The sequence below is a fragment of the Vampirovibrionales bacterium genome (assembly GCA_016712355.1).
Classification (GTDB): Bacteria; Cyanobacteriota; Vampirovibrionia; order Vampirovibrionales; family Vampirovibrionaceae; genus JADJRF01.
Window position 1 is genome coordinate 651042 of record JADJRF010000005.1, and the last position, 17735, is coordinate 668776.

The window sequence follows — 17735 nt, forward strand, 5'->3', positions numbered from 1 at the left end:
ACGAGGCCCCCTTCTTCTGAAGGGTGTCGAAGCATGATTTCTGAGAATTCCCAAAAATCGCCGTGAGGGGAGGGAGCCGCGGCATTCACAAATGTTTACGCCATGGCGCCGCTTGCGGCAAACGCCGTCGCTGCCTGAGTCGCATGATCTTGACGCATTGCCTGAATCGCATATACTGACCAGACATCGTTTTGCATCAGGTTTGCCGCCGTGTCTTTGACGATCTTTTCTGCGCCCCCCAGCCCGCTGACCCTCGCCATGCCCTGTATGGCCATGTGTCTGCGCGCGCGCGGCGAGGGCGAGAGGATCTTTGTGATTCACTGACGCATTTCAGCGTCTGACATCTCCGAACCCATCGCCTCGTGGCGGTGGGTTTTTTGCTTCCGCATTTTCGCTGACGCCCCAACAGGATCGCCCTCATGTCGCTTCTCAACGTTCAATCGCTTCTCAACGCTCAAACCATTGCCACCGCCTTTATCGCTGCGGCCCCGCGTTCGGTCGGCGGCGCGTTTCGCATCTGGGATGCGGGCAATCCTGCGCTGTTGCAGCAAGGCGTCACGCCCAACCGGACGCGGGTTGTCCGGCGCGAAGCGACCTCCGTGGCGCTGGCGTGGACGTTTGGGCTGTTTACGTCAGCGCTCGCGCAAAAGCTGACACACACGCTGCGGATGTCTAAAAACGGCGCGACGTTGGGCGTGGCGATCGTCAGCAATATCCTGGCCGAGGTCGTGGCGCGGGCGGTCGCGTATCGCGGCGTCAGCGCGGCGGGGTCGTCAGGACAGGCGGGGCAAGCGCAAAACCTCCCGTCCGTCAGCCGCCCTCCAGAGACGGCTTTAGACGGCTTGGGCCGAGCGTCGTTCGGGGCGACCCCGCTCAGCGCGCCGCCTCTGTTTCAGCGCATGGCGCAAGCCGCCGCGCCGTGACGGCTGGACGCCGCCCCTTGATTTTACAAATATTTACAGCGCGACGCTGTCCGAAAGCGTCTCAGGCGCGCGGATCGCCGGGGAGACGAGCCGGCTTGCCCGCTGGCCATAAGAACGCCTCCGGCGCTGCCATAGGCAATCAAGCGTTTCTTACGCGCCTTGTCTTTGTTACAGTAGACGCCTGTCGCCCACACAGGCTTTGCGCGGCCCCCGACGCCGGCGCGCGCGAAATCTCCCCGATTGCGACGGTTTGTGCGTATTAGCAAATTGCATAGTAGCAAGTGATGAACGATGAGGATCGACTATGGCCACCAAACGCGTGTACCTGTTTGATGAAGGCAACGCCAGCATGCGCGACCTGCTGGGCGGCAAAGGCGCCAATCTGGCGGAAATGACCAATCTGGGCCTGCCCGTGCCCCCCGGCTTTACGCTGACTACCGCCACCTGTAACGAATACCTCGAACTCGGCGGACGCTTCCCCGAAGGGCTGCTCGACAGCGTCAAGCAAGCCGTCGCTGCGGTCGAAGCCAAACTGGGCCGTACGTTTGGCGACGCCCAGAATCCGCTGCTGATGTCGGTCCGCTCCGGCGCCAAGTTCTCGATGCCCGGCATGATGGAGACGATTCTCAATCTGGGGCTCAATAACCAGACCATTCAGGGCCTTATCGCCCAATCCGGCAACGAACGCTTTGCCTGGGACAGCTATCGCCGCTTTCTGACCATGTTTTCGAGCGTCGTGCTGGGGATTCACCGCGACGAGTACGAAGAGATCATGGACGAGATGAAGCGCAAGCGCGGCGCGAAACTCGACACCGATTTAAGCGCGGCGGATCTCAAGGAACTCACCGCCCAGTATCAGGCCCACACCGAGAAGCGCCTCGGCAAGCCGTTCCCGCAGGATCCCATGACGCAACTGCAAATGGCCATTGAGTCGGTCTTTCACTCGTGGAATATTCCGCGCGCCATTGCGTACCGCAACTTCCACGGCATTGATCACACGCTGGGAACCGCGGTGAACGTGCAGGCGATGGTCTTCGGCAACATGGGCAGCGATTCGGCCACCGGCGTGGCCTTTACCCGCAACCCGGCCACGGGCGAAAACCTGATCTACGGCGAATACCTCACCAACGCCCAAGGCGAAGACGTTGTTGCCGGGATTCGCACGCCCAACAAAATCTCCGAGCTGGAAAAAGAAATGCCGGAGATGTATCGCCAGTTTATGGAAATCGCCAACAAGCTGGAAAAACACTATAAAGACATGCAGGACATGGAATTCACCATCGAAAAAGGTCGCCTGTTCCTGCTGCAAACCCGCAACGGCAAACGCACCGTCGCCTCTGCCGTGCGCACCGCGGTTGAGATGGTCGGCGAAGGGCTGATCAGCAAAGAGGACGGTATGTTGCGCGTCGACGCCAACCAGTTGCCGCAACTCCTGCTGCCGCGCTTTGACCAGGCGCAGAAGGCCGAAGCCGAAAAGTCGGGCCGTCTGCTGGCGCGCGGCATCAACGCCTCGCCCGGCGCTGCGACCGGCGTCATCGTGTTCTGCCCCGATGAAGCCGTCGAACGCGCCAGCAAAGGCGAAGACGTGCTGCTGGTGCGCGTGGAAACCAGCCCTGACGACGTCCATGGGATGATCGCCGCACGCGGCGTTCTCACCAGCCGCGGCGGCAACACCAGCCATGCGGCCGTGGTCGCCCGTGGAATGGGCAAGCCCTGCGTCGTCGGCTGCGAGTCGATTACCGTGGATATGAAAGCCGAAGCCCTGATCGCCAACGGCAAGACCCTCAAATCGGGCGACCTGCTGTCGATTGACGGCTCGACCGGCGAAGTTTACGAAGGCCGCATCCACACGCTGCCGCCGGAAATGAACGCCGATCTCGCCACGCTGATGGATTGGTCGGACGGCTATCGCCGTCTGGGCGTGCGCGCCAACGCCGATACGCCGGAAGACGCCGAACGCGCCGTCGAACTCGGCGCCAGCGGCATCGGCCTGTGCCGCACCGAGCACATGTTCATGGCGGCCGAGCGCCTGCCGGTCGTCCAGGAAATGATCATCGCCACGACGACCGAAGCCCGGCAAGCGGCGCTGAACAAGCTGTTACCGATGCAGCGCGACGACTTCAAGGCGATTTTCAAGTCAATGGCTGGCAAGCCGGTGACGGTACGTCTGATCGACCCGCCCCTGCACGAGTTCTTGCCCAAGCGCGACGAGCTGGTGGAAGAAACCGCGCGCCTGTCGATTCAGTCGCCCAACAGCCGCGAGCTGCAAGAAAAGCAGGATCTCCTGAAAACCGTCGAAACGCTCTCGGAAGCCAACCCCATGATGGGTTTTCGCGGCTGCCGTCTGGGCGTCATCTACCCGGAGATCGTCGCGATGCAGGTGCGCGCCATTTTTGAAGCCGCCGTGGCGCTGAAAAAAGCGGGCGTTGACGTCAAACCCGAAATCATGATCCCGCTGGTCTCGGACGCCTCCGAGCTGAAATTCACCAAAACCAAGCTGGAGGCCATGGCGCAAGAGATCATGAACGAATCGGGCGTGCAGATCGATTACGCCTTCGGGACGATGATCGAGATTCCGCGCGCGGCGCTGACGGCGGATAAAATCGCTGAGCACGCCCAGTTCTTCAGCTTCGGCACCAACGACCTGACGCAAATGACCTACGGCTTCAGCCGCGACGACGCCGAGGAGAAGTTCCTCAAGCGCTACCTCGAAATGGGCCTGTTTGAAACCAACCCCTTCGAGGTCCTGGATCGCCAGGGCGTGGGCCAGCTCGTGGAAATCGCCAAGGAAAAAGGCCGCTCGGTCAAACCCAACCTCAAGTTGGGCGTCTGCGGCGAACATGGCGGCGAAGCCCGCAGCGTACAATTCGCCCACTTCGTCGGGCTGGATTACGTCAGCTGCTCGCCCTTCCGCATTCCGGTGGCGCGTCTGGCCGCTGCCCAGGGCGCGATTCTGGAAAAACAAAAGAAAAGCGACTTCATGCTCGCCAGCGTGTAACCCGCACGCGGGCGCACTCAGCGCTTCATGTCGAACCGGCGGCCTTGTTCAACGAGGCCGCCGGTCGGCGTTTTGAGCGCGTCTGTCGCGACGCGCGGCGCACGGCCTCTCACAGGGGCTTCTCACGCCGCCGGGCATCGCTCTGGAGAGAGGCGGCTATTCTATTGATGAGGACCCACGGTCTCGTCGCCGAGAAGGCCGGGACGGCCTGTCGCGCGCGGGAAAAAATTGGCAGCCGCCTCACGGGCAGCCCCAGCAACAGCCTGAATTCTCGCTAAGAAAGATTCCAGCCGCGACGGCGCCCTGGGCAACGTCCGCGCCTCCAGAACATCCAGCAGCGGCGCGGAAAGACGCGGATCCACCACCGTCTCAGCCGCCTGCAAGTCATTCAGCAGCGCCGTTAACGAGGGGATGGACAGAGCTTGCGCGCGGTCGCACAGCTCCCGACTCAGACGGGCCGCTTGCGTCTGCGGGAGCGATTCGGGCAGCGCGGCGCCCGCAACCCCGCCAGTGAACAGATCGGGTAACGAGACGGCCGGGTCGGCCAGCGCGGCGAGAAACGCGTCAAAGCGCTTTTTTGGGGCCAGCGACCACGCCGTCCGGGCGTTGACGTCCTGCAAACGCGCGGCATGATCCGAGCTCAGCGCCATGCCAAAATGCGCCCGCGCAGGCGTCTGGGGCCTGTAGAATGCGTCCGGCAAAGACGAAGAAGGGGAAAGGGCTGTTATCATCACAGGGGCGGGCCAAAATCGGGGGAAACGCGGCGCGCGCCGAGGCGACGTACAAGCAGACCTGTGCAGCGCGTCCACCCATACTGTCTCATGGAAGCCCGGGGTGGTCGCGCCCTCAGCGCCGAAAGAACGACAATTGTAATATATCTTAAAATTGCCCCAAAAGCACTAGCCATGGGGAGGGAAATAAGATATAATTTTTATATATGTATGGGGTTTACGCTTTGTTTGTTTGACATGTAAAAGAGGCTAATCGCGATCATGTGGGCCAACGCGCCTTCTTATCGTTATGCGCCATTTTTTATGGCGCTTCTGGGAAATCTGGGGCTGTTCAGCACCCTGATGGACGCGCTGTACGCCGACTCCGAGCAGAAAGTCCGCGCGTGGGCGAGTTATTTTAACCGGTTCTGGTTTCCGGTGCTGATGGAGCGCGTCATGCGTCGAAAAACGCCTCCAGAGACGGTTTCAGGCGCTCATTCAGCCGACGGGCCTGACTTGAACCCGGTTGAGAGTGCGCTGGCGCTGGTTGATCATTTGATCGCAATGCTGCAAGCCCCTGCTGATGGGCGATCGCGGGCGTCTCAGCATCTCCAGTCTTCTGCCGGCGCGCCGGATGCGTTTGATGCGCCTGCGCTGGACTATCGCCCGCGCCGCCGGGCGTTTCAAGACGTTGGCGATGGCCTGCTTTGTGCGTCATGGGGTGAGCCTACGCCCAACCCGCGCGCCGAACGCGGAAAATCCCCGCATTTCCCGCGCCAGCGGCTGCTAGAGCTGTTGCAGCGCCAGCGGATTCTCTTGAGCAATCCGGCCTGGGGCAGGCCCAACTACACGGGCTGGTGGCAAGACCCGGCGATTGCCCCCGAGCGCCTCGACGATATCGCCCGGGCGCTACAGCCGCGCCCGACGCCGACGCTGCTGAGCGCGCTGACGCGCGCGGCCGCCCCCCGCCGCCTGATACGCCCTCCCCCGATTTAGCGCCGGCAGAAAATCCGGGCATCCGCCGTTTATCCGGCGTCAGCGATCGCGATCGCCGTCTGCTGAGCCAGTTAAAGCGCGAAGCGAATCCGTCAGAGTCGCGCCCAGAGCCCAGGCGCTTTGGCGACGACGCCCGCCATCCGCCGTAACGCCGGGTCTTTGGCTCTATTCTCTGGCTAAGGGACGCGCCGCGCCCCTATTGGCGTTGGCTTCGATGACGGTTCACGCCCCGCGCCGGAACATCCCTTAACAAATAAAACGTACGCCCACGGCGATAAACGCGACTTATACGCCCTTCCATCGCCGCCCGCCCAGCCGCATCACTAGGCGAGCGCGCGCAAGGCATAGTACAATCGTCAACCGGATGAGACCTTCATCGGGTATTGAAACTGGTAAGAAGAGAAGAGACGTCACCCTCGCGTCATCCATTGCTGCGTTTGTGTTTTATGGAGGCATTTTTGATCATGACAACCATGACCCCTTCTTCCGTAGACGTTCAGTCTCAACGTTTAGGCGCGTCCTTGCGCCATGAAAACGGCCGTTCGCATTGCATCTTCCGGGTGTGGGCCCCGCATGCGCAACAGGTATTTGTCACCGGCACGTTTAGCGATCTGAACTGGAAAGACAAAGCCGTCGCGCTGGAAAAAAACGATGTCGGCGTCTGGTCGGCTGTCGTCGAAGGCGGACAGCCCGGCGACGAGTACCGCATTCAACTCCAAACGCCCAACGGCGACTGGGTTGAGCGCCGTGACCCGTATGGCCGCGAAGTCAACGACGAGCACACCGCATCCATTATCGTCGAGGACGACTACGACTGGCGCGCCCCCGACTTTGCCATGCCCGCCTGGAATGAGCTGGTGCTGTATGAGATTCACGTCGGCACGTTCAACGCCAAGGAGGAAAAACCCTCGACGTTTGACGACTGCCTGAAAAAAATTCATTACCTCAAAGAACTCGGCGTCAACGCGATCGCCATTATGCCCATTTGCGCCTTCCCCGGCGATTATTCGTGGGGCTATAACCCGTCGGATTTCTTCGCCGTCGAAAATATTTATGGCGGCGCCCAGCAACTCAAAAAATTCGTCGACACCTGCCATCAACACGGATTATCTGTCATTCTCGATCTGGTTTATAACCATGCCGGACCGGATAATCTCGATCTATGGCAATTCGACGGCTGGTCGGAAAACGACAAAGGCGGCGTGTATTTCTATCAGGATCACCGCGCCAGCACGCCGTGGGGACACACCCGCTTCGATTACGGCCGCTCAGAAGTCCGCAATTTTATTCACGATAACGTGATGATGTGGCTCGATGAATTTAAACTGGACGGCGCCCGCTTTGACGCCACGGTTTATATTCGCAAGGTTGATCATGTCTCGGTCGACGACGATCTGACCGAAGGCTGGAGCCTGCTGCAATGGATTAACGAATCCAAAAACGAGAAATTCCCCGGCAAAATTACCATTGCCGAAGATATCGGCAGCGAGCCGTGGGTGGTTAAATCCGTCGGAGAAGGCGGCGCGGGCTTCGATGCGCAATGGGACACCGAATTTGTCCATGTGATTCGCTCGCAGATTATCGCCCCCAACGATTCCGACCGGTCTATGAATCTGGTGAAGCAAATCGTCGAAAAGAAATACAACGACAACGCGTTTCAGCGGGTCATTTATTCAGAATCGCACGACGACGTGGCCAACGGCAAGGCGCGCGTGACCTATGAGATTGATCATGAAGAAGGCGATAACCGCAGCTTCTTCAGCAAAAAGCGATCGATTCTCGGCGCGGGCGTCGCGCTGACGTCTCCCGGCATTCCAATGATTTTTCAGGGCCAGGAAATGCTGGAGAACATGTGGTTTGAAGACACCGATCCGCTGGATTGGTTCCTCGCCAAAAAATACAAGGGGATTATTCACGCCTACCGCGACTTAATCAAACTGCGGCGTAACGTCCACGGGACGACGGCAGGATTAATGGGCCATCACTGCGACGTGTTCCACGTCAACGATGAGCAGAAAGTCATTGCCTACCACCGCTGGAACAACGGCGGCGCGGGCGATAACGTCATCGTGGTCGCCAACTTCGCCAACATCCCGCACGAAAACTACAACATCGGCATGCCCAAACCCGGCCTGTGGAAGGTGCGCTTTAACAGCAGCTCCAAGGTCTACGACCCGTATATCGACGATTTCGAGAGCGTCGACACGGAAGCCTACGAGGCCGAAAAAGACGAGCACGCATGGAACGCCAACGTGGGCCTCGGCGCCTACGCCCTGGTGATTCTCTCGCAAGACGCGGCCTAAGCGCCCCGTCTCGCCCCGATTGCCGCAAGGCCCGCACGATTCCAGTGCGGGCCTTGCCTGTTAGGATTCTACAAAAGCCGCTCGTGGCGAAACGGTCGCGCCTGCTCACCGACGTAACGGGCCACGCAATGACCTTCTCCCCGCAGCAGATACTTGTAAATCACCAGCCCGTCCAGTCCAACGGGACCGCGCGCATGGGTTTTCGCCGTGCTGATGCCCACTTCCGCGCCAAAACCGAAACGAAACCCGTCGGCAAAGCGCGTCGAAGCGTTGACAAAGACGCAAGCCGAATCCACGCGCCGCGTAAACGTCTCGGCTGCCGCCGCCTCCTCCGTAACGATAGCATCCGTATGATGCGAGCCGTGGCGGTTGATGTGCGCCATGGCCGCCTCCAGAGAATCCACGATAGCAATGGCCAGCGTGTTTTCGCCGTATTCGCGCCGCCATGGGTCGTCGCCCGTAGACGTTTGCGATGCAAGCGGGTCGCTCAGCGGCTCGGCCTGGAGTCCGCGCGCCGTCAGAGCCGCAAGCGCTCGCGGACAGGCCTTTAGGGCGATAGGAACAGCGGCCGCGCGCGGGGCGAATCGATCCAGAAAGGCGTCGGCGATGGCCGCATCCAGCAGCAGGGTTTCCGCCGCATTACAGGCCGCCGGATACTGGATTTTGGCGTCAATCGCCAGTTCCAGCGCCTTGTCGAGATCGGCTCGCGCATGGACGTAGACGTGACACACCCCGTCCGCATGGCCCAGCACCGGGATGCGCGTGGCGGCCATAATCGACTGCACCAGCTCATTGGATCCGCGTGGAATCACCAGATCGACGTATTCGGGAAACGCCAGCAGGCGCCGAATTTCATCGCGCGACTCGAACAATTGCGCCCAGTCGGGCGGCAGCCAGGGGCAGGCGTCTCCAAGCGCTTTGACCAGCGCCATAAAAGCCCGATTCGAATGCAGCGCTTCACTGCCGCCCTTGAGTACCACGGCATTGCCGCTTTTCAGCGCCAGCGACAGAATCTGCGGGATCACGTCCGGGCGCGATTCAAAGATAATGGCGATCACGCCCAGCGGGACCGACACTTTCTCCAGCGTCAGACCGTCATCGAGCCGCGTGCGCAGCGACACGCGCCCCACCGGGTCTTCGAGCGCGGCCACGTCGCGAATCCCGCTCGCCAGTTGCGCCAGCTTGCCGCGATCCAGCTTCAGGCGCTGATACAGGGCCGGTTTAATGCGCCCGGCCTGCGCGTCCAGATCGCGCTGATTCTCGCCCAGCAAGCGCTCGGCGCCCGATTCGAGCAAGGCGGCGAAGGCTTCCAGCGCCTGATTCTTCTGCTGCGGGCTGAGCGTGGCCATCGCCCACGAGGCCTGACGCGCGCCCTGCAAACGCGCAGCCATCTCGTCGTCGTGCGTTACGGCCACGGCGGCCGTCTGTTCTGCGGACGTCATCGGGCAAATCCTCCAGCAAATTGGGGCCGGGCTGCGCCCCCGGGCGGCGGCCTTGGAACGCCAAGGGTTACGTCTATTGTATGAGAAACCATAACCTTTTTTTAACCCGAAATCAGTCAACTCCGGCCAAAAAAATGTTTTTAATAACATACAGGGTCTGAGTGAACGTCAAGTGAATGAGGTGGAGATTTGGAAATGACAGATATGTTTGAACGCGTGTTACCGTTGCTGCATCAATACATTCTGCTGGGCACCACGATTGCCAACGCCAACGCTTATTATCGCGGTCAATTAATTTCCGTAAACGAAAAGAGTTTTGAAATGCGGCTTTATTCCGCCGAAGGGGAATATCAGGGTCGCCTGATCGCCCCGACCATGGCGATTAGCAGCGTACAAGCCGATACGCGCGAGCTGCGCGAATTGTCGCTGCGCGTTAAATTCAATATGACGTGTGAACTCGAAGCGATGGTCGCCAGTTCCTGCGTCTAACGTCTGAAAGACGATCCATTTTAATCGGGGAAATCTCGCTTTTTTGTCTCGATAAGGGATGGAATGGGGACCATTCCTGCGGACAACGACCCTGGAAACGCTTGTTTCCGGGGCTTCATTTTTGGGGAGCCTGTCACGCGCCGCGCTCCCCCTCTCACCCCTCTGGGTCAAAAGAAAAACCTGGGGAGGAAGGATTCGAACCCTCGAATGGCGGGACCAAAACCCGCTGCCTTACCGCTTGGCGACTCCCCAACGGTTGATGGCATTCTATCGGGGCCGATCGGCGATGTCAATTTGAGGCAAGGCGCTTGAGGCGGCGGGCTTTTCAACGGGCGCAAGTTCGGCTATAATCATGCTCTTGCGCATTCTAACGGGAAGGGTCTATCGAGCAGCGAAGCGCTTGGCGCGTCATCGCGCGCCGCGTTGCTTCTGAGTCGCGTTCTGTGCGCAGGCGGCATCTCCCTCAATCCCCGAGGTTTCTTCAATGGGCGTAGGCCCGTTTGTAAGCGCTGTCGCCAGCGCCGCGCTGGCCGCCGTTACGGCGATACAGTATCAGCAGGACGCCGACCATCAGGCCGGCGAAGTCGCGCGGATTGCTGCGGTGATGGCGCGCGCCTCGCGTACCGCGGCCAATGACCCGGTATTCGAGCCGTTTTGGACGCGCGTGCGCGAGAAAATGACCCCGACGGTCCGTGGGCCGCTGGGCGCTGGCTTTTTAAGCCCCCAAAAAGCGTCCGAGAAAACCTCTCAGCAAGCCTCCGAGCAAGCCGCTCAGGACACCTTCGCCCGTCAGGGGAAAAGCCAGCAGGGCCCTTCGGCTCACCTGCCCGCCGCAACGCTTCAAGCGCCCCCTGCCTTGCGGCAATCGAAATCGCCCCTTACCAAACCCGCCGCCGATTCCAAACCCCCTCGGCTGACGGCGCGCCGCGCCGATGCGATGGCCCAGGCCGAACGGCATGCGGCCGACGTGGAGTCGCGCGCCATGGCCGAAGACGCCGATACCCGCGCCCATGAGGCCGCTCACCAGTCCGCTGGCGCGCATCTGGCAGGCGGCGTGCATTTGGACTTCTCCACCCTGTCGATTCCAATGCCCGATGGCAGCGCGCGCAGCATTACCTACGCCAGCGCCGGGTCTGTTCCCATCGCCGTGCCTTCGCTTCCGGTCGACATGACCCCAGGGCCGGGGGCGTCGGCCAAACTCAGCGCGATTCAAAGCGATCTGAAAACCGCCGAAGCCGCTGCGCTGGCACCCGGCGCCGGATTGTCTTCGGCCGATAGCGCCATTGCAGCGATGGCGGCGAGTATGGCCACGCAGGCAGCTGCGATGATGGCCGCTCTGGAGCAAAAGCCCGCGCCTCAGAACAAGCCCGCGCCTTTTTCGTCTAAAATGCCTGATTTCAGCGCGTTGACGCCGCCTTTTTCGCCCCATCCGGCTTTAGGGCGGGCTAATCGTCCGATTCAAACTCATCTTCATAATCTGCCAGTACGATCCAGTCGTCCGGCTGGCGGCGCGGGGATGCCATGGGCTGCGGTGGGGGCGTCGGCGGGCGATCGCGGCGCGGGCGATCGGACGCAGAAAGCCGTTCTGTCGAAGCGGGTGGCGTTGGTTCCGGGCGCTTCGCTCTAGCAGGCGCCAGCGCAGGCGTCGCGGGCAAGAAGCCGCTGGCGCGTCGAGCCGCTGCCCGTGGTGCGCGGGCGGTAATGGCCTCATCGGCATGGGCGGGATTGGCGGGATTGGCAGGATCAAGTGGACGCTTGCCGCTGAGCGACGCCGCAGACGTCGTTTGCCCAGAAGCGGCCTGAGATGAAAGACACGCGCGCGCAAGAGAATCCAGCGTCTCAGGCTCCGGATCGCCGTCCATGGGCTCATCTTCCAGTAACGCGCCCGATTCTGCCCAGGAAGCGTCGTCAACCGTTTCCCCAGAAGGCTCGTTCAGATACTTGCGGTACAGGTCGTCGAAGGTCGCCTCCAGACGCACGGCGCGATTGGCGCGCTCCACCGGCTGGGTCTGCGCAAATTCGGGCAGATCGGCGACCGGCGTCCAGTGGCGCTCAGCCTGACGGAAGATATCGCGCAAGGCGTCGCGCTCGCCGACCATCTGCGCCAGCAGGCGGCCATTTTCGGCCTGAGCGTCGTTGAAGTACAGGTCATGCCCCTCGTCATCCAGCACCGCCAGCAAGGAGATGGTGCGCGGCGAGGTGGCGATAATAAGCTGACGGCCCCATAAATCCACCCGGTGCAGCGTCTTGCCGCCGCCCAGTTCACGGGTTTCCAGAATATCAAACGCGGGATTCATCTGCCGAACGGCCTCGCGCTGGCGCTGGGTTTCGGCTTGGCGGCGGCGCTCAAGCCAGTCGCGGACAACCCCCAGCAGACCGCCGCCTGATGAGGCCCGGCCCGGTGGTTTTCCGCCGCCGTGGCGTGCGCTCTCCCCTGCGTTCGGGGTGAGCAGAGGCGGTCGGGAAGACGGTCGCGGCGGCCTGCTGCGACTCGATTGAGAAGGCGTCGATCGCGGCGCCATTGCTTGCCAGCCGTGCCGTTGAGCGGAGTTTTGGCCTGATTGCAGCAGGCTGCCCCCACGCCAACGGGGCAGACCGTAGCGCAGCACGCCTACCACCAGTCCCAGGGCGATTAACAGACCCAGCGCCATGCGAATCAGCGTCGCATTGGACAGCAGCGGCTCGCGTCCCCCGATTAACGCGGACAACGGCACGTCATCCAGACGCGATCCAGAAGGGAGCGCTTCTACTGATTGCGGCTGCGGAGCCGTTTGAGAGGGCGTCTGCGTCAGCGGTGGGACCAGCGGCTCAGAAGAGGCGGTTTCGGCGGGGGCGGGGGCGGCCTGCGCCGTCTGTGGGGGCGGCGTTTGTGAGAACAGACTCCGCCGATTGGAAGGCTGGGGCGCAGATGAGACGGCTGCGCGCGCGCTGGGCGCGCCGATCGCTCGCGAGGCCTTTTGCGGCGAGGGCGACGAAACGGGCAGGACCTGAGCCAGAAGCGCCAGCGGAGAAGCCAGCGCGGTCGCGGGTTTCGCCGCCTGAACCCCAGCTGACGGCGCGCCCGGCGCTGAGCGGGCATCAGCGCTTGACGGGGGGGAGGCCCCATTGGCAGCCGAACCCGTCGTCCCCAAGCCAGACGATCCCGGACCCGCAGACGACTCCAGGCGCGACAGGTCTTGAAGGCCCAGTCCGACGCGATCGCCGCGAATGGTGACGGCGGTCGCCCCGTTTTGGCGGGCAATCGACACGCGCGGGCGAGAAGCGGGATCCACGCGCAGGGTCCCCGCCGCAAATCCCTCTGGAAAGGCCTTATCGGGCAGCAGAATCACCATCCGCGAGGGGTAGCGCAGAATTTGCGCATCGGGGGCCAGCGACGGGTCGAGCCGGACCTGCATCGACAGATCCGCGCCTTGCGCCACGACCAGACGTCGGGAATCCGCGAGGGCCGGCCCGGCGAAAAGCAACGCCAGCGCCAGCGCAAAAAGGCCGCCTGTCATCGAAGCGGGCGGCTGCGCGTTGAGCGCGTCGGGGTGATGGCGTCTAAACCGTTGGCGGGCCCGCATCCAGCGTCGCTCCCTCTTGCCGGAGGAGGAAAGGCTTTATTATACGACGAAAACCCCGCGCACAGCGCGCCGACAGGGCCGACGCATTTCAGCCCGGCTGCGGAAGGACGGGCGCCATGGCCGGTATCAGACGCTGAAGAGAGGGTGTCTAAAGGGCCTTGAGCGCCGCGCGTTGTTCGGCCAGTCGCGCCAGCGCATCAAACGCGGGCGTGCTGGAAAAACCGGCGCCGAATTCCTGAAGCATCGCCAGTCGCACCACGTCGGCGCGCGTCAGGCGCTCCAGGCGGCGCAGACAATCCGGCGGAGTCATAGCCTCGAGCGCCGCCAGCGCGCTTTTTATCTGGGGCGAAGCGGTTTCCAGCGGTTCGCCGCCTTGCAGCAGCCACAGCAACTGGGCTTGCAGGCGGTCAGCGGGCTGGGTTTCGAGGACTTGTTCAAACGAAGGCGACCATCGCATGGCCGGGACGCTCCCTTCCGCGTTCGTCGGGCGAACGGCTGGAGTACAATGAGGAAGACGCATGCCGCGCTCCTTATCCCATCAAAAACCTGATGACGCCCAAAATTGACCCAAGCCCCCGGAATCGATAAAAACTGTTACCTGTGGCCCTTGCGCTGCATGGCCTCGGCGGTTTTAGCCTGTGTTCTGGCGCTGGGCTGCCTGACGCTCAGCGCGTGCAGCCCCGCCCCGGATGCGGCTCTCCGCGCAAAACCCATGCGCCCCTCGATTCGGCTTTCGACCTGGGGCGGCGCACAGGAGATACAGACGCTCCGCAGCCTGCTGAGCGACTTTGAGCGCGAGAATCCGACGATTCGCGTGGAATTGCTGCATATTCCTGAGCAATACTTCCAGAAACTGCATCTGCTGGCCGCCGCCGATATGACGCCCGATGTGGCGTTCATCAACAGTTTGCAGTTTCCGGCGTACGCCCGCGCCGGGCTTCTGGCGGATCTGACCCCATGGATGCGCGCCGAGCGCGGCCTGTCGACAACGGATTTCTATCCGCAGGCGTTACAGGCTTTCTATTTTGCGGCTTCTGACAAACGCGCCCTGGGCGCCATCCCCCGAGACGTGTCGGATCTGGTCGTCTATTACAACCGGGATTTATTCGCGCGCGCCGGGCTCGCGCCGCCCGCCGATGACTGGACGTGGGCCGACTTCCTGAAAACCGCGCGCGCCCTCACCTATGACCGAGACGGCGACGGTCGCCCCGAACAGTTCGGCGTTTCTTTTTCTCGAAGCGAGCCCATTTACTGGCTGCCGTACGTCTGGAGCGCAGGCGGTCAGCTTTTTAACGCGGATCAATCGGCGCTGGCGCTTGATTCGCCGCAAGCGCTGCGCGGCCTCGACTTCTACGCCCGCTGGAGCAGCACGGAGCGGATCGCCCCGCGCAAGGCCGACATTGCCGCCGCCGCCATGAGCCAGTGGTTTTTACAGCAGCGGCTGGCCATGTTCATCAGCGGGCGATGGACGACGCCGGTGTTGCGCGAACAGGCGTCGTTTGCCTGGGATGTCGCGCCGCTGCCGCGCGGCCCTGCCGGGTCACGGGTGGGCATTGACGCCTCTGGCTATGCGATGGCGGCCAGAACGCGCCACCCGAAAGAATCGTGGCGTCTGATTGCCTTCTTAAGCTCGCGACGCGCGCAAATGCGCTTTGCCGCCAGCGGTCTGATTGTCCCGGCCCGGCGCGACGCGGCGCAATCGGCGGTGTTTCTGGACACGCGCCAGTCGCCGCGCAATAGCCGGGCCTTTCTCGAAGCCATCGCCTCGGGCGTTCCTACCCAGTCGCATCCGGCCTGGGGCGAGTTGTCGGAAACGCTCAAACTGGGCCTGGAACCCGTATGGGAAGGCCAGAAAACCCCCGAACAAGCCATCAAGAGCATGGAGGCCGCCACCCGCCGCCTCTTGCGGGACGGAGCCTGATGCGGCGCGCGCGCGAAGAGACTTTCTGGGCCTGGGCGCTGATTCTGCCGACGCTGGCCGGACTGGCCCTGTTTACCTATCTGCCCACGCTGGCCTCGTTTGCGCTGGGCTTTTGTCGCTGGGATCTGCTCAGCGCCCCGCGATGGGTGGGACTGGAGAATTATCGGGCCATTCTGGGCGATCCGCTGTTCTGGAACGCGATGGGCAATACGGCACTCTTTGCGCTGGCTTCCGGCGCGCTGGAAATCGCGCTGGCGCTGGGATTTGCGCTCCTGCTCAATCGCGCCGTCGCCGGGCGCGCGCTGTTTCGCACGGCCTACTTTCTGCCCTACGTCACCCCGCTGGTGAGCGTCGCGCTGGCCTGGGGCTGGATTTACGACCCGGAATTCGGCCTGCTCAACTGGCTGCTGGCCCTCAAGCCGCCGATCGCCTGGCTGTATCAGCCCAACACGGCGTTGGCGGCCTTGATCGCCATCAAGATCTGGAAGAACATCGGCTATACGCTGATTCTGCTGCTGGCCGGCTTGCAGGCGATTCCCGCCAGCGCCATGGAGTCGGCGATGATCGACGGCGCGGGCCGTTGGGGACGATTCTGGCATGTGTTGCTGCCCCTGCTATCGCCGACGCTGTTCTTTGTCGCCATTATCACGCTGATTAACAGCGTGCAGACCTTCGACACGGCCTTTCTGCTGACCCAGGGCGGACCCGAACATCGCACGGATCTGCTGGCTTACTGGATATTCAAGAACGCCTTCGAGTTTTACAAAATCGGCCCGGCGTCGGCCATGGCCTGCGTGATGTTTTGCGCGCTGGCGGCGCTGACCCTGTGGCAATGGCGAATGCGACGGCGATGGGTGCTGTATGAAAACTAACAGGGCGACAGCAAAGCGCATAAAAGCCACGCGCTGGGGCGACCGGCTTGCGTTTCTGGTCTTAAGCGCCGGGGCGATCGCGATGCTCGCGCCGTTCTGGGTGATGCTGTCCACCTCGCTGATTGCGCCCGAGCAGGCGTATCGCTATCCGCCCGCCCTCTGGCCGTCGTGGCCGCCGGTGTGGCAAAACTATGAACGCCTGTTGACCATGGTTCCGATGGGGACGTATCTGACGAATAGCGTCATAACGGCGCTGGCGACCGCGCTGGGACAAACCCTGCTGTGCGCCATGGCGGGCTATGCGTTTTCGCGCCTGCGCTTCCGGTTCAAGAATGCGGTGTTTCTGGCGTTTCTGGCCACGCTGATGATCCCGCCGGCGGTGAATATCGCGCCGCTGTTCTTTCTGATGAAAACCTTCGGCTGGATTGATACGTATTGGGCGCTCATTGTACCGGGATTATTCGGGGCGTTCGGCGTGTTTCTGATGCGCCAGTGGTTTAACGCCCTGCCCGCCGATCTCGAAGACGCCGCGCGGCTGGACGGCTGCTCACCGTGGGGGATTTTCTGGCGCGTGGCGATGCCGCTGGCGCGTCCGGCGCTGGCGGCGCTGGCCGTATTCGCCTTTATCGGCAGCTGGAATAACCTGATGTGGCCGCTGATCGCGACGAATTCGGACGCCATGCGCACGTTGCCCGTTGGGGTCGCCGCACTCAAAAGCGCGTTTCGCGATGTCACCGACTGGACACTGCTGATGGCCGCAGGCGTGATTTCGATTATTCCCGTGGCGCTGGCGTTTCTGGCGGCGCAGCGCCAATTCCTGCAAGGCTTGCTCGCGGGCGGCGTCAAAGAATAAGCGCGCGCGATGCAGCAAGCCGCGCCGCTTAGGGCGTCGAAGCTGAAATCGCCTCAGGCAGGGACCGCTTCACTGACCAGCCGCCGGTCTGCGGCGTGCTGATAAAGCGAGACGGATCGTAGCCGAGCGTCTCCAGCTTGGTGAGAATCGCGCGCGCGTCCTCGTCGCTGAGTTGCGGCGTGCGCGAAAGCACCCAGCCATAGCGCCGGTGCGGATGCCCGACAATGGCGTAGCGATAGGCGGTTGGCTCCAGCGCGAGAATCCAGTAGTCGCCGCCGAGCCAGTATTGCCACGTCAGGAGTTTGAGAAAAGAGACTTTCAGCTTGGCGCCGGTTTCGGGGTCCATGACGCGGGCTTCGGCTCTGGCGTCGATGCGCCCCTCGCGCGTGTCGCAGGCATTGAGGACCGACACGCGCCCGTTGGGCTTCAGCGAGTAGGTCGCCGTCGTATTGCCAACGCATCGGCGCTGAAAGTACATCGGCATGCTGGCGATTTCGTACCATTTGCCCATATAGCGCGCCAGATCGACTTTTTCGACGGTTGCAGGCTTTGCAAGCTTCGGCGACTTTTCGCTGGCGGAGACGCCCCAGATGAGCCCGGCGGTAAGCGCCACAAACAGCGCCATGACGCCGTATCCGTATAAGCGTTTCATATCAGACCGTCTC

The 17735-nt window shown here is 62.2% G+C and carries 14 protein-coding genes and 1 tRNA gene; 8 read left to right on the forward strand and 7 right to left on the reverse strand.

Annotated features, from left to right (window positions below; genetic code table 11):
• Positions 1-95: 95 nt before the first annotated feature.
• Positions 96-275: a hypothetical protein gene (locus IPK79_04390; protein MBK8189669.1), complete on the reverse strand. Its 180-nt coding sequence runs from the start codon at positions 273-275 to the stop codon at positions 96-98.
• 144 nt (positions 276-419) lie between these two features.
• On the opposite strand from IPK79_04390, the gene IPK79_04395 reads away from it, so the two are divergent.
• Together IPK79_04395 and IPK79_04400 are read left to right on the forward strand one after the other, a co-directional pair.
• Positions 420-923: a hypothetical protein gene (locus IPK79_04395; GenBank protein MBK8189670.1), complete on the forward strand. Its 504-nt coding sequence runs from the start codon at positions 420-422 to the stop codon at positions 921-923.
• 304 nt (positions 924-1227) lie between these two features.
• Positions 1228-3921, forward strand: coding sequence for a pyruvate, phosphate dikinase (locus IPK79_04400; GenBank protein ID MBK8189671.1), 2694 nt, complete (start codon positions 1228-1230; stop codon positions 3919-3921).
• Between the two features lie 161 nt (positions 3922-4082).
• Here the strand turns inward: IPK79_04400 and IPK79_04405 are convergent, their stop codons facing one another.
• Positions 4083-4571: a hypothetical protein gene (locus tag IPK79_04405; GenBank protein ID MBK8189672.1), complete on the reverse strand. Its 489-nt coding sequence runs from the start codon at positions 4569-4571 to the stop codon at positions 4083-4085.
• Positions 4572-4913: 342 nt separating this feature from the next.
• On the opposite strand from IPK79_04405, the gene IPK79_04410 reads away from it, so the two are divergent.
• Both IPK79_04410 and IPK79_04415 read left to right on the forward strand, forming a co-directional pair.
• Positions 4914-5627: a hypothetical protein gene (locus tag IPK79_04410; GenBank protein MBK8189673.1), complete on the forward strand. Its 714-nt coding sequence runs from the start codon at positions 4914-4916 to the stop codon at positions 5625-5627.
• Between the two features lie 473 nt (positions 5628-6100).
• Complete coding sequence (locus IPK79_04415; GenBank protein ID MBK8189674.1) at positions 6101-7930, forward strand: alpha amylase C-terminal domain-containing protein; 1830 nt, start codon at positions 6101-6103, stop codon at positions 7928-7930.
• A gap of 68 nt (positions 7931-7998) precedes the next feature.
• Here the strand turns inward: IPK79_04415 and IPK79_04420 are convergent, their stop codons facing one another.
• Entirely contained in the window at positions 7999-9372 is a 1374-nt protein-coding gene (locus IPK79_04420; protein MBK8189675.1) for a glutamate-5-semialdehyde dehydrogenase, read from the reverse strand.
• A 195-nt stretch (positions 9373-9567) separates the two neighbouring features.
• On the opposite strand from IPK79_04420, the gene IPK79_04425 reads away from it, so the two are divergent.
• The gene (locus IPK79_04425; protein MBK8189676.1) at positions 9568-9861 is read left to right on the forward strand and encodes a hypothetical protein; all 294 of its coding nucleotides are present in this window, start codon (positions 9568-9570) and stop codon (positions 9859-9861) included.
• A 180-nt stretch (positions 9862-10041) separates the two neighbouring features.
• Here IPK79_04425 and IPK79_04430 read toward each other — a convergent pair.
• The 3 genes from IPK79_04430 to IPK79_04440 all read right to left on the reverse strand — a co-directional run bounded on the left by IPK79_04430 (position 10042) and on the right by IPK79_04440 (position 13881).
• Positions 10042-10113 (reverse strand) — tRNA-Gln (locus IPK79_04430).
• Between the two features lie 1193 nt (positions 10114-11306).
• A complete protein-coding gene (locus tag IPK79_04435) occupies positions 11307-13424 on the reverse strand; it encodes a hypothetical protein (GenBank protein MBK8189677.1) in 2118 nt (705 codons plus the stop codon).
• Positions 13425-13572: 148 nt separating this feature from the next.
• Positions 13573-13881, reverse strand: coding sequence for a hypothetical protein (locus IPK79_04440; protein ID MBK8189678.1), 309 nt, complete (start codon positions 13879-13881; stop codon positions 13573-13575).
• 105 nt (positions 13882-13986) lie between these two features.
• Between IPK79_04440 and IPK79_04445 the strand changes: the two genes are divergently transcribed.
• From IPK79_04445 to IPK79_04455, 3 genes are read left to right on the forward strand one after another with little or no spacing between them, the layout of a single operon-like run.
• Positions 13987-15345 (forward strand): sugar ABC transporter substrate-binding protein, encoded by a 1359-nt coding sequence (locus tag IPK79_04445; protein MBK8189679.1) that lies wholly within the window; start codon positions 13987-13989, stop codon positions 15343-15345.
• Positions 15345-16217, forward strand: coding sequence for a sugar ABC transporter permease (locus IPK79_04450; protein MBK8189680.1), 873 nt, complete (start codon positions 15345-15347; stop codon positions 16215-16217). Before IPK79_04445 ends, IPK79_04450 begins: the two co-directional genes overlap by 1 nt.
• Positions 16207-17070, forward strand: coding sequence for an ABC transporter permease subunit (locus IPK79_04455; GenBank protein ID MBK8189681.1), 864 nt, complete (start codon positions 16207-16209; stop codon positions 17068-17070). Before IPK79_04450 ends, IPK79_04455 begins: the two co-directional genes overlap by 11 nt.
• Before the next feature lie 28 nt (positions 17071-17098).
• Here the strand turns inward: IPK79_04455 and IPK79_04460 are convergent, their stop codons facing one another.
• Complete coding sequence (locus IPK79_04460) at positions 17099-17722, reverse strand: lipocalin family protein (GenBank protein MBK8189682.1); 624 nt, start codon at positions 17720-17722, stop codon at positions 17099-17101.
• Between the last annotated feature and the right edge of the window lie 13 nt (positions 17723-17735).